The following is a 13369-nucleotide window of genomic DNA, read 5'->3' on the forward strand; positions in this document are numbered from 1 at the left end:
ACTCACTGGATTGCTCCTTCTGCGCCTTGACCAACCGCATCGCCTGCAGCGGCATTGGGATTTTCGCGGGCGTTTTCTGGCTCAGTATCGGGTGGCAGCAGATAACTGGTCACGGACTGATCTTTGACGAGATAACGGCCCGCTGCATCCTTGATCTGATCAACCGTCACCGATTTGATGAGGTCCGGCCATTTCTGAATATCTTCGATATTCTGGCCAATCGACAAGGTAGAGCCATAGATGCGGGCCATTCCAGACTGGCTATCCCGTGCAAATGTAATCGCTTTCAGAAACCGGTTTCGCGCCTGATCCAGCTCTTCCTGTGTCACACCGTCTTTAATAATCCGCGCAAGTTCAGCATCAACGGCCTTCTCTACGTCTGCCAGGGTCTTGCCATTTTGTGGCGAGCCATAGACCGAGAATGTGCCGTCATCAAGCGGATCACCAGCATAGCTCGCACCCGTATTGGATGCGATGCCCTGTTTGACGATCAGTTCCTGATAAAGACGCGAACGCAGCGAACCGCCCAGAATTTCACCAAGCAAATCAAGTGCTGGGGCATCGCCCGCCTTCACATTCGGGAAACGCTTTTCATTGGCATATGATGGCACCAGCCAAGACATACGGAATGACGGCGTGCTCACGCGATCATCATGCAATGTCACAACGCGCGCTGCGTGTTTCTGCGGCTCTTGCGGACGCTCACGCGGCAACACATCGGCACGCTTGGGGATTTTTGCCCAGGTTTGCATGACCAGATCACGCACGCGCTCTGGCGTCACATCACCGGCAATCACCAGTGTCGCATTATTCGGCGTATAATATTGCTGGTAGAAATCAACCGCATCCCTGAGGCTGAGTTTCTCCATTTCCTGCCGCCAGCCGATAACCGGCACGCGATAAGGATGATTATAGAACAGCACGGCATCGGTGTTTTCCATCAGCATCGCTGCGGGATTTGAATCGACCCGCATACGACGCTCTTCAAGGATCACTTCACGCTCTGTCGTGACGGCTTCCTCATCGAGAACCAAATTGGCCATACGATCAGATTCATAGCCCATCACCATTTCCAGTGCGTCCGGTGCGACACGCTGGAAATAGGCCGTATAATCATAGGACGTGAAGGCGTTTTCCTGACCACCAATGGCTGCGATCTTCGCAGAAAACTCCCCAGCCGGATAAGTCTTGGTGCCCTTGAACATCAGATGCTCAAGAAAATGGGCAATGCCGGATTTGCCGGGCGCTTCATCAGCGGATCCCACATGATACCAGATCATCTGCGTAACGACCGGTGCACGGTGATCAGGAATGACCACGACCTTCAAACCATTTTCCAGCGTGAAGCTGCTGATGTCGTCAGATTTGCTTATTTCCGGAAGAGTTTGCGCTGGCGTCGTGGCTGCGGCTTCGGCGGATACAGCCGGAGCGGGTGTCTGCGCCTGAACAGAAACGGCTGCCAGTGGCAAAGCCAGTGCGAAACCGATTGCCGTAGACAACAGTAAGCGCCGGAGTGAGGGGTTATGCACCAAACGACATCTCCAATCAGTTTTCATTTCGCCTATTCAAAAGGCCGAAATGCTTCAAAATCAATATCAAATATCATTGCCTGTCCCGTCTCCGGGGCGGGCCGATTTTCAGCCTTGCTTCAATTGGATAAGGCGAATGATGGTGCCACCATAATTGCGCTCTTCATGCACAACGAATCGTTCATCCAGCTCAAGCGAAGCTTCTGTTTCTTCTTCAAGCACGATAAGTGCGTCAGGATTAAGCCAACCGCCTTCCAGTGCTGATAAAAGTGCTTTCTCGCCCATACGACGTCCATAAGGCGGATCAGCAAAAATCAGATCGAAAGGCTCCATTGTGCCAGCTTCGCCAAGTTTGCAGGCATCCCGCCGGAGCACTTTCGTCTGTCCCTGTAAGCCAAAAGCCTCAATGTTTTGACGCAGAATACCGCGACCTTCCGCCGATTCTTCGACAAAAACCGCATAGCGCGCACCGCGCGAAAGGGCTTCAAGGCCCAGCGCGCCCGTACCAGCAAACAGGTCAAGAACACGACCGCCATCCACCTTTTCGGGAAAGCTGTGCGCAAGAATATTGAAGAGGCTTTCGCGGGTGCGATCCGTCGTGGGACGGATCGCATTTGTTGTGGGTGTAACGAGCGCTCGCCCGCGGAATTTACCGCCGACGATCCGCACCATTGCCTCCAGGCTTGCCACCGCGTGGCTTTCCATCATTCGACCTGTTGCCCCCCGAACCGCCGCGATCTGGTCCCTTGCCGAAACCACCCGGGCCCTTTGACGGACCACGACCTTCACCGGAACGTGGTGCGCCACTGCGGGGGCCAGAAGGCTTACCGAAGCCACGGCCTTCATAACCGCCCGATGATCTTTCGCCGCCCTCCGCCTTCAGTTCAGCGCGCTCGCGCTTACCCGGACGACGCTCTTGCTTGCGGTCATCGCTGCGACCCTCTGGGCGCGGTGTGCGCGGCTCATACCGACCTTCGGAACGCCCTTCCGAACGGTTTTCAAAGCGACGCGGACGCTCTTCACGCCCCTCATCACGACGCTGCTCGCCATCGCCGAAACGGCGTGGACGTGACTGGAAGTCACCTTCACTGCGCGGACCACGATGCGGCGGGCGGCCTTCCGAACGCCCCTCTGGACGACCGGCAGGCTTGTCAAAGCGACGTGGACGATCTTCACGGCCTTCATCACGGCGCTGATCACCATCCTCGAAACGACGTGGACGCGACTTGAAATCACCATCGGAACGGCTTGCGCGCTCACCACGTGCCGTTGCGCGTGCTGCTTTTTCCGCGGCTGCTTTTTCGCCTTGTGGACGTGCACCAGACGCCATCCAGACATTTACACCGCCGCGACGACGCGGTTCAATCTTGTCGTCTTTCTTTTCTTTTGGCTTGCGGCGTTCGGGCTGACTGGAAATCCACTCGCGCTGCGGACGACGACGCTCTTCTTCCGGCTCGCGCTGCTCCATCTCTCGTGCAGTACGCCCCTGAACGACAGCGTTCGAGAACTCATTGACGATTGGCGCATCAAAGTCAGCACCCGATTCTTCAACAAGCTTTTCGCCAAGCTGATCGCGCAGAATACGGCCGCGAATTTCGCGCACGCCGCCTTCCTCGAGATCGCCAAGCTGGAAAGGACCGAAGGAAACACGGATCAGACGACCAACGTTCAGACCAAGCGCACCAAGAATATTCTTAACTTCGCGGTTCTTGCCTTCGCGCAAACCAATCGAGATCCAGACATTGGCACCCTGCTCGCGCTCGAGCGTCGCTTCAATGCTGCCGTAGAAAATGCCGTCGACTGCGATGCCATTTTTAAGCTCATCAAGCTGCGCCTGCGTAACCTTGCCGTGGGCGCGCACGCGGTAGCGGCGCAGCCAACCGGTCGAAGGAAGCTCCAGAACACGCGACAGACCACCATCATTGGTAAGCAGAAGCAGGCCTTCGGTGTTGATATCGAGACGGCCAACAGAAAGCACACGTGGCATTTCTTCTGGCAGCGCTTCAAACACAGTCGGGCGACCTTCGGGATCGCGGTTCGTCGTCACAAGACCTGCAGGCTTGTGATAGAGCCAAAGACGTGTGCGCTCAGCCTGCTTCAGCTGCTTACCATCAACTGTGATGACATCCGTGCGCTTGACGTTAACAGCCGGTGTCGAAAGAACTTTGCCATTTACGGTGATACGGCCAGCCGCAATCATCGTCTCGGCTTCGCGACGCGAAGCAATGCCCGCACGCGCTAAACGCTTTGCGATGCGTTCACCGCTATCTTCACCGTCTTGTGCGTCGCGCGATCCAAACTTGCGCGGAGCGCCACGGTCATCGTCGCGGCGCGGTCTGTCTTCGCGGAAGCCACCTTCACGAGGCCGGTCTTCGCGAAATCCCGGACGACGCTCACCGCGTTCACCACGCGTACTGCCCGAACGTTCACCACGATCTCCGCGACCTTCGCGTCCAAATGGAGGACGTCGACCGCCCTTATTGTCGTCTTCTGTACTCATCTGATATTAGCCTCTCAGCAGCGCCGCCGTGGTGTCTCTGGCCGCTGGGGGCTGGCAAAGGACGGTCCGGTCAAGAGCGCTGTATAAATCCGTTCGCAAATCGGTTTTGATTTCGTGACTTATGCAGTAACAAATCGCTCATAAGCTTGCGAGCGAAATTTCCCTGTACCGGCCATGAAATGAGGTTGGATTGAAAAAGGTTGCAGATATTTCATCCCAAAACGGCGCTACGTTTATGGATATTGCGCTTGAAGAGGCAAAATCTGCCGCCACTCGTGGTGAGGTGCCGATTGGTGCTGTACTCGTCCATGACGGAGAAATCATTGCACGCGCCGGCAACCGGACGCGAGAATTGAACGATATCACCGCCCACGCCGAAGTGCTTGTGATCCGGCAGGCCGGTGAAACGCTCCAGTCGGAACGGCTTATCGACTGCGACCTCTATGTCACCCTTGAACCCTGCGCGATGTGCGCAGCCGCAATCTCATTTGCACGTATCCGCCGTCTTTATTATGGGGCCGCAGACCCTAAAGGCGGCGGAGTTGAATATGGGCCGCGCTTTTATACGCAGCCCACATGCCATCACATTCCTGAAGTCTATACCGGTTTCTCGGAAGAAGACTCTCAGACCCTACTCCGGGAATTCTTTCGCGAGAAACGCTGAACCAACTTAATTAGTTACGCGATGTCCCGTCATGTGCCGCAGCGTGTCATCACGCAGCACAAAATGATGAAGCAGCGCCATAATCACATGACCAGCGATGATAGCCAGCAAAATCCAGCCCAAAAGGCCGTGAGCAGCATTAGCGGGAGCAGTCAAGGCCGCATCCTGAACACCAGTTTTCGCAAAAATTTCTATACCTAGAAACGAGAACCCACGGCCATTGCCATAACTGCGCAACAGCGCCAGCGCAGGCACGACGAACATAAGGGCATAAATCACCAGATGGCCAAGGCCTGCAAACTTGCCAGTCAGCCCGGCATGATGCGGTCGCCGGGAATAATTGAGTACCCCCCAAACACCCCGGAAAAGAAGCAGAACCAAAAGAGCAAACCCGACCTGAAAATGGGTTGGCCAGAAAAAATTATAAAATGAAGTATCCTTGGCGAATATGCGAAGAATGGTTGAGGTGAACTGCCAGACAAAAAGTGCTGCCATAGACCAGTGGAAGCAACGGCTGACCAGCCCATATCCGTCAGGAGTGTCCCAAAAGCGGTTTGATTTATACATAATAAGCACCTTATATACCAAAAAGAGCAGGCTATGGCCCTGCCAGAATGTTTTCCTTGATTGAAATCAAATATTGTTTATGAAAACCTACATTAAAAATATTTAATGTATAAAAGTCATCAGCACTGACATCCTAATTTATTATATTCGTTCAAGTACAATGAAAATCAGCCGGAAGAGTTAACTTCCGACTGACTAACTTATAACAAATGATGATTTATATAATCAATTCCAAGGCAGCATATCGCGCCAGCTCTTGCCACCGCCACCAGCGGCTTTCTTGCGCTCGCGCTCTTTCTGAGCCTCATCCTGTCCAAGCTCACCTGCAGATGCAGTAGACGCTGGCTGACGATAAGCCAATGGCGGTTCACTGAGGTACTTACGCGTCGAGGATGAACCCTGAGCCTGCTGCTCCCGCGCTTTTTTCAACTCTGCCACACGAGCGGGGTCTGCAGTCGGTGTCCGCGTCGCGAATTCTTCCCGACGGCTGCTACCACTTGGAAGGTTGCCTGCATTGCTGGCAATCGGCGCATCCTGTTCAATCGGCGAAACAAAGTTCGGATTGTCGCGATTTGCAGTGATTTCATCACGCAAACGCTTGCGACGCTGTTCCGGTGATTCTGGCCATGATGGATCACCAGCACTCGCTAGACTCTCTTGCGGCGCTGGCAGAACACCCTTATCGCCTTGTGCCGGACGCACAAGATCAGGACGCGGCTTATAATCAATACGCTCTTTTTTCTTGCCCTGACCGAAGCTAGCCATATTCGACATATCGTCGAGAAGCTGAGCACTCGCTGTTTTGTCGGTCCCGTAAGTCGGCGACGACACGCAGCCTGACAGTGCGAGACCCGCAACCGCCGTCATCAATACCAGAACTCGTCCTTCAATCTTCATAAGCGCCACTTCTTTTACGCCTGTCGATTTTCTCTATGCCAGAGGCGTTTTCACACCTATGCCTCAGAAAACCGGCAACTCCAAGGCAGATTGCAAGTTTATCTCAAAGATTGCCTTTTACATGAGAGCAACTCGACGGGCAATCGTGATATTAACCGCCATTTCACCATGACCTCACTTTATAAGGCAAGCCTTATGGTGAAAAGCCCGGAACCTCAAACGATGGCCGGGCTTTTCATCATTAAACTGAAAGCTTACCAAGAGCTTTCAATTCGCGCAGTGCAACTGCGTCACGCGCCGAGACTTCCGGGAATTCCGGATCAGATCCGACATCTGTCGTATAGCGCCATGAGCGTGCACATTTTTCACCTTCCGCACGCACAGGCACCACAGCGACGCCCTTGACATCATCAAGCACGAACGCTTCGGCCGGCGCTGCAGCATCGGTAAGCGAGATGCCACTCGTGATACAAATTTCAGCAAAATCCAAGCCGTCAAGCGAATCGGCCAGGCTCTTATCAGCAATGTAAACGACCGGCGCCGCTTCCAGTGAAGAACCAATGCGCTTGTCTGCGCGTTCCAGCTCGAGCGCACCCGTAACGACGCGACGGACATTGCGAACCTTGCGCCACTTTTCAGCCAGCACATCATCGCGCCATTCGCCAGGAGTGGTGCGGAACTGCTCCAGATGCACCGAAGCCGCGTTCGGATAACGATCAAGCCATGCTTCTTCCGTGGTGAAAGGCAGCATTGGTGCGAGCCATGTGGTCACACGATCAAAAATCGCACGAACTGTCTGAAGGGCAGCCTTACGACGGGAGCTCGACGGCGCATCGCAATAAAGCGCGTCTTTGCGGATATCGAAATAGAAAGCCGAGAGTTCGACATTCATAAAATCGATCAAAGCGCGGGAAATACGCTTGAAATCAAACGCGTCATAACCGGAACGTACAACTTCATCAAGTTCAGCCAGACGATGCAGCATCAGACGCTCAAGCTCAGGCAGATCCGTATGCGGCAGTATTTCGCCTTCATCATGGGCAAGCGTGCCAAGCATCCAGCGGATCGTGTTACGCAGCTTTCGATAAGCGTCGATATTGGTCTGGATGATGCTCTTGCCAAGGCGCTGATCTTCCCAATAGTCGGTCGTCATGACCCACAAACGCAGAATATCGGCGCCGGAATCCTTGATCACGTCCTGTGGCGTCACAGTGTTTCCGAGTGACTTCGACATCTTCTTGCCGTTCTCATCCATGGTGAAACCGTGGGTAACAACAGCATTGTAAGGCGCACGGCCACGCGTTCCGCAGCTTTCTAGCAGCGACGAGTGGAACCAGCCGCGATGCTGATCCGAGCCTTCCAGATAAACATCGGCAGGCCATTTCATATCTGGACGATCTTCCAGCGTGAATGTGTGCGTCGAACCCGAGTCGAACCAAACGTCAAGAATATCGCGAACCTGCGTCCAGCTTTCATCAGCACGGTTGCCAAGGAAACGCTCACGTGCGCCATCGGTAAACCATGCGTCAGCGCCTTCCTCCTCGAAAGCTTCGAGAATGCGCTTATTGACGGCATCGTCTTGCAGAATATTGCCTTCATCATCGGCAAACACACAGATTGGCACGCCCCATGCGCGCTGACGCGAAAGCACCCAATCCGGGCGGCCTTCGATCATTGCGCGCAGACGCGTCTGACCAGCAGCAGGTACGAAACGAGTTTCCTCAATCGCTTTCAACGAACGCGAGCGCAGCGTGGTGCCATCGCCAAGGTTCTTGTCCATATAGACAAACCATTGTGGCGTGTTGCGGTAGATGATCGGCTTCTTCGAGCGCCACGAATGCGGATAGGAATGCTTGAGGCGACCGCGCGCAAACAGATTGTTACGCGCAATCAGCTGCTTGATGACAGATTCGTTCGCATCACCCTTTTTGCCGTTATCGTCGATAACGCGTGCGGGACCGCCTTCACGATCAGGGCCAAAGCCCGGAGTGTCCTTGGTGTAATAGCCGTCATCGCCAACCGGGAACGGGATGCTTGAATCAATCCCGCGCGCTTCAAGTTCACGCGCCGCATCCATCCATGCTTCAAAGTCTTCGCGGCCATGGCTCGGTGCCGTGTGTACAAAGCCCGTACCGGCATCATCGGTGACATGATCGCCAGAGATAAGAGGAACCACGAACTCATATCCACCGGCAAAGCCTTTGAGCGGATGATGGAGTGTAACTGCGCCCAATTCTTCGAACGACACATCCCGTAAACGCTTGAATTCAAGCTTCGCCTTCTTTGCGCATTCTTCAGCGAGCTTATCGCCAAAGATCAGCTTTTCTCCGGCCTGCGGGCCGAAATCATTTTCAGCAGCAACGACTTCATAAAGGCCATAAGCAACGCGGTTTGAATAGGAAACCGCACGGTTGCCCGGAATGGTCCATGGAGTCGTCGTCCAGATAACCACAGAGCTTCCAGAAAGATCATTCGTGCCTGCGACCGGGAACTTAACCCAGATCATATCCGACTCAATGTCGTGATATTCAACTTCAGCTTCTGCCAGCGCTGTACGTTCGACCACCGACCACATGACAGGTTTTGAACCACGATAGAGCTGACCGGAGGCTGCGAACTTCAAGAGTTCGCCTGCGATACGGGCTTCCGCATGGAAGTTCATCGTGGTGTAGGGATTTTCAAAATCGCCGCAGATTGCGAGACGTTTAAACTCTTCAGACTGAACCTTGATCCAGCCAGCTGCAAAATCACGGCATTCCTTGCGGAACTCGTTGATTGCGACTTCGTCTTTGTTCTTGCCCTGCGCGCGATATTTTTCTTCGATCTTCCATTCGATCGGCAGGCCATGGCAATCCCAGCCTGGCACATAATTCGAGTTGAAGCCGCGCATCTGGAAAGAGCGCGTGATGACGTCCTTGAGGATTTTGTTCAGCGCATGGCCGATATGGATATTGCCGTTTGCATATGGAGGGCCATCATGCAGAACATAAAGCGGACGGTCTTTCGCATCTTCGCGTAGCTTCTTGTAGAGGTTCATTTCCTCCCAGCGCTGCACAAAAAGCGGCTCGCGAGCTGGCAAGCCTGCGCGCATCGGAAATTCGGTCTGCGGAAGATTGAGCGTCTTGGAATAATCGATCTTAGCGGTCGTGTCGGTCATTTTATCATTTGCCTGTAATCCCGCACGGCAATGTGGCGGGTGAAAATGCTTGAATATTTAGAAAGTTGCGAGGCATAGCCGGTCGTTCCCGGACCTTCCTGCCATGCATTGCAATTCACGCAACGCCATCAAGGCTTAGAGGAAGGCCGGGCCAATAATTCGTATGGCCGCAATAATTTGCCGAAAATCCGTCATCATGAGCACGCTTTTAGCAATGACCTTCGCAGGAATAAAGAGGCAGGGCGCAATAAACTTGCAGCCCTGCCCCAATAAACTTCACAGATTGAAAACTTTACAGATTGGCTTAGTTTGATCAATCCAGCGAGAAATCGAAACGATAGGTCGCAGATACGCCGACTGTGAACTGGTTCGGCGAACCATGATCTTTCACGATGCTGGAGTTTTTGGCTTTATCCTGAAGACGATTATATTCTGCAAAAAGACTCGTATCGATCTTGTCAGTTGCGCGCCAGGTAACAGCACCTCCAACGCCGACTGATTCCCAACCGCCGCCCGGGCGATATTCTTTCAGGCCAGAAGCCACAGCTTCTTCAGCCGTCACACCATAGTAAGTGCGCATATAATCTTTGGAAGCGAAGGTAGCGCGCGGTCCAGCCGAAACGCGCACAACTGGCGTCACGTCATAAAACGCATCCGCCGCAATATCGGCAACAACGCCCTTATGCGCACGGATACCGTGGCGCACTTCGCCGCGAACGCGCAGCCAGTCGGTTGGATAGACATCAACGAAACCACCGGCTTCACCACCAAATTTCGTTTCATGCAGACCGTCAATATCGGTATCTCGCTTGAACATCAGCTTGCCGACTGCACCGGCACGGAAACGATCCGTATCGATGAAAGCAAAGGCCGCATTGTCATTGCGCGATGAAAAACGCTCTGCTTCACCCTGACGGCCAAGAGAAATCAATGGTTGTCCTGAAAAGCGGTACTTGTTTGATCCCTCAAACTTCGGCGCAATCATTCCGGCTGCGCCGATCTTGAGATACCAATCGCCCGACCATGGATATTTACGGGCAGGCTTCACTTCCTGAGTCACATAAACATCTGTCTGCTGCATATCTGCGGCAATGACCGAAAGAGGACCAACGAACAATGCGGCGCCTGTAACAAAGGCGAGAGAGACAATACGCGTCACATGAAACTCCGAAAACAGTTCCCCATAAAATTTAAGGATATTTATTACTGTTGAACGGAATATGTAAAATTAAACTTAAATCAAAGGTAGAAACATCAGCACATATTTATCCAAGTGTTGCAAGTAAACACTAATATGCTGGAAATGACAGAAGTCGATCCAGTTCTGACAAAGGTTTTGCACCCGCCAAAATCGCGCGTGATTCTTCTTCGTCGCGCTTCATCTGCGCAATCAGCGGATCAAGGCCATCGAATTTCACTTCACCGCGCAAATAGCCGAAGAACGACACTTCAACGATTTCTCCATAGAGATCGCCGGTGAAATCAAAAACAAAGGTTTCAAGCAGCGGCTTGCCATCGCTTGCCACTGTTGGACGTCGGCCAAAGCTGGCAACGCCGTCATGCAGTACGCCATCTGCTCGGCGGAACCGCACAGCGTAAATACCGTGCTTCAGACTGACATGATCGTCGATCACCATGTTAGCGGTCGGAAAACCAAGGGTGCGGCCAAGCTTCTGACCATGGATGACTTCGCCACTCACACGATAGCGATAACCAAGCAGGCCCGCCGCCTCTGACACTTCGCCAGCGCATAAGAGCGAGCGAACACGCGTCGAGGAAACGAGGTTGCCCCCCTCGTCGCTAAATGCGTCCACAAGAGATACGCTGAAGCCCGAAGACTGCCCAGCTTGCTCCAAAAATTGCGGTGTACCGCGCCGACCTTTACCGAAATGAAAATCGTAGCCAGTCACGACACGGCTGGCATGCAGCCGATCGACGAGGATATTACGCACAAAATCCTCAGCGGACTGGCCCGAGAACTCAGCCGTAAACGGCTGCTCGACCACGGCGTTAAAACCCATGAACCGAAGGATTTCCGCTTTTTCGGCAGCATCAGTTAACCGCTCGACCGGCTCATCAGGCTTAAAGAAACTGCGCGGATGCGGCTCAAAGGTCAGCACCACTGCGGGCAAATTATCGCGATCTGCCAATTCCAGCGCGCGTTCAAGGACAGCCTGATGACCGCGATGAACACCATCGAAGTTGCCAATCGCCACCACGCAATTACGCAGCGTAGGCGGCAATGCATCTGTTCCTGAAAGACGCTGAAAAGCAGATTTTGTCATGATCGAAGCAGATTCTCGAAACAGGTATCAGACAAGAGCATAAAGCGAGGCGATTGGAGAATGTCCATGTTTTTGCAGGAAAGCAGTCATTCTCTCGAGATCAACATTCCCATCCAACGTATAATCGGCAGCATGAACGCCCCCGGAAATATAGAGTACGTCAAGACCGTAATCCGCAGCGCCCTTTACGTCTGTCAGCACACCATCGCCGATGCCCAGTATACGGGACTTATCAACGGGACGACCACGAATTTCCTCGACCGCCTTTGAAGCCGCTTCATAAATCGGACGATGCGGCTTGCCGGCAATCAGTGTGCGACCGCCGAGCTGGCTATATTCACGCGCCAGCGCACCCGCGCACCAGATGAGTCGCGGACCGCGCTCAACCATAATATCGGGATTTGCGCAAATCAGAGGCAGGTTGCGTGAGCGAAGGCGTTGAAGCAATTCCGCGTAATTTTCTGGTGTTTCGGTTTCGTCATCATAAAGTCCGGTACAGACGACACCAGCGGCTTCAAACTCTTCGACCAGTTCGACATCGAGGCCTTCGTAGATCGCCAATTCGCGCTCGCTGCCGATATGGAAAATCTTGCGCGGGCCTTCGACAATCAGATCGCGGGTGACATCGCCAGATGTAACAACACGGTCGTAGGCGTCTTCCGGCACGCCAAGCAGCGTCATCTGTGCGATCACGCTGCCAAACGGACGCGGTGCATTGGTAACCAGAATAACCGTAATGCCCTTGGCGCGCGCGCGCTTGAGTGCTGCGACCGCAGTTGCAAAAGCCACTTCGCCATTGTGCAAAACACCCCAGACATCACAGAAGATCGCATCATATCCATCCGTCAGATCGTCCAGGCGTTCAGGCAGCTTCATTGTTTTCCTCAATATGCTGGGTCCGGCCTCTTGCCGGTTAAGTCGGACAATGCGCAAGCGCACCATGCGGTTTCCTCTACAAGAATGAGCCCGCTCTGTCACCACGCTTGCAACGCTCTGCGTCCAAATGAACGGATTGTGTTCAATCCTGGCCTTCCCCCATCAGGCTTGACCGGGCACAGACATCGTTAACCAAACTGACCGATTCCTGACCATAACCCTGCAAGTAGCCATGGGTTGGTGGATATTTTTCCGCCTGCCTTGCCACACGCCAGTATAGTCCCCACATGCGACGCCATCGGGCTTTCACAGCGCGAAATCTCCATTAAGCAAAAATTATTTTTTGCTTTCGTCAAAAAACGGCAACGATCCTTGACAAAGAATAAGACCAATTCTATCTCTTGGGTACGTTAGCACTCAGATAGATCGAGTGCTAACAAGCGCGGATCGGTTCGATCCGTTAACAGGGTTCAACGTCTATAACACCAAGGGTTATACCATGGCTGATATCAAGTTCCGCCCGCTTCATGACCGCGTCGTCGTTCGTCGCGTTGAATCGGAAGCTAAGACCGCTGGCGGGATCATCATCCCGGACACCGCTAAAGAAAAGCCACAGGAAGGCGAAATCGTCGCTGTTGGCGCTGGCGCTCGTGACGAAGCAGGCAAGCTGATCGCTCTCGAAGTGAAGGCTGGCGACAAGGTTCTGTTCGGCAAATGGTCGGGCACAGAAGTTAAGATCGGCGGCGAAGATCTGCTGATCATGAAAGAATCCGACATTTTGGGCATCGTTGGCTAATTTTTCGGGCTCGCGCCGGTATCGGCGAAGCCAGAGTTTAGTTACCGCCTGAATTTCAATTCACCATAATCTGACCGGGACATTTCCCAGGAGAGTAA

The 13369-nt window shown here is 53.5% G+C and carries 11 protein-coding genes; 2 read left to right on the forward strand and 9 right to left on the reverse strand.

Annotation, left to right across the window (positions count from 1 at the left end; all coding sequences use genetic code 11):
• Positions 1-2: 2 nt before the first annotated feature.
• The 3 genes from RI570_RS12125 to RI570_RS12135 all read right to left on the reverse strand — a co-directional run bounded on the left by RI570_RS12125 (position 3) and on the right by RI570_RS12135 (position 4029).
• On the reverse strand, positions 3-1529 hold the full coding sequence (locus tag RI570_RS12125; protein WP_313830012.1) for a pitrilysin family protein: 1527 nt from the start codon (positions 1527-1529) through the stop codon (positions 3-5).
• A 108-nt stretch (positions 1530-1637) separates the two neighbouring features.
• Positions 1638-2198 carry a 16S rRNA (guanine(966)-N(2))-methyltransferase RsmD gene (gene rsmD, locus RI570_RS12130; RefSeq protein WP_310015998.1) on the reverse strand — a complete coding sequence of 187 codons (561 nt, stop codon included), beginning with the start codon at positions 2196-2198 and terminating at the stop codon, positions 1638-1640.
• On the reverse strand, positions 2179-4029 hold the full coding sequence (locus tag RI570_RS12135) for a pseudouridine synthase (protein WP_409558664.1): 1851 nt from the start codon (positions 4027-4029) through the stop codon (positions 2179-2181). Before RI570_RS12135 ends, rsmD begins: the two co-directional genes overlap by 20 nt.
• Before the next feature lie 235 nt (positions 4030-4264).
• Here RI570_RS12135 and RI570_RS12140 point away from each other — a divergent pair, with 235 nt between their 5' ends.
• On the forward strand, positions 4265-4693 hold the full coding sequence (locus RI570_RS12140) for a nucleoside deaminase (RefSeq protein ID WP_409558691.1): 429 nt from the start codon (positions 4265-4267) through the stop codon (positions 4691-4693).
• Between the two features lie 6 nt (positions 4694-4699).
• Here the strand turns inward: RI570_RS12140 and RI570_RS12145 are convergent, their stop codons facing one another.
• The 6 genes from RI570_RS12145 to RI570_RS12170 all read right to left on the reverse strand — a co-directional run bounded on the left by RI570_RS12145 (position 4700) and on the right by RI570_RS12170 (position 12475).
• The gene (locus tag RI570_RS12145) at positions 4700-5260 is read right to left on the reverse strand and encodes a cytochrome b (RefSeq protein WP_313828803.1); all 561 of its coding nucleotides are present in this window, start codon (positions 5258-5260) and stop codon (positions 4700-4702) included.
• A 225-nt stretch (positions 5261-5485) separates the two neighbouring features.
• Positions 5486-6157, reverse strand: a complete 672-nt coding sequence (locus RI570_RS12150) for a hypothetical protein (protein ID WP_313830014.1) — start codon at positions 6155-6157, stop codon at positions 5486-5488.
• Positions 6158-6398: 241 nt separating this feature from the next.
• Complete coding sequence (gene ileS / locus RI570_RS12155; protein WP_313828804.1) at positions 6399-9314, reverse strand: isoleucine--tRNA ligase; 2916 nt, start codon at positions 9312-9314, stop codon at positions 6399-6401.
• Positions 9315-9627: 313 nt separating this feature from the next.
• Positions 9628-10473, reverse strand: coding sequence for a MipA/OmpV family protein (locus tag RI570_RS12160; RefSeq protein WP_409558665.1), 846 nt, complete (start codon positions 10471-10473; stop codon positions 9628-9630).
• A 130-nt stretch (positions 10474-10603) separates the two neighbouring features.
• Positions 10604-11599, reverse strand: coding sequence for a bifunctional riboflavin kinase/FAD synthetase (locus RI570_RS12165; protein ID WP_313828805.1), 996 nt, complete (start codon positions 11597-11599; stop codon positions 10604-10606).
• Positions 11600-11626: 27 nt separating this feature from the next.
• Positions 11627-12475, reverse strand: coding sequence for a TIGR01459 family HAD-type hydrolase (locus RI570_RS12170; protein ID WP_313828806.1), 849 nt, complete (start codon positions 12473-12475; stop codon positions 11627-11629).
• 499 nt (positions 12476-12974) lie between these two features.
• Here RI570_RS12170 and groES point away from each other — a divergent pair, with 499 nt between their 5' ends.
• Entirely contained in the window at positions 12975-13271 is a 297-nt protein-coding gene (gene groES, locus RI570_RS12175) for a co-chaperone GroES (RefSeq protein ID WP_006472506.1), read from the forward strand.
• The last annotated feature ends 98 nt before the right edge of the window (positions 13272-13369 follow it).

Origin of the sequence: Brucella pseudogrignonensis (assembly GCF_032190615.1) — a bacterium.
GTDB lineage: Bacteria > Pseudomonadota > Alphaproteobacteria > Rhizobiales > Rhizobiaceae > Brucella > Brucella pseudogrignonensis_B.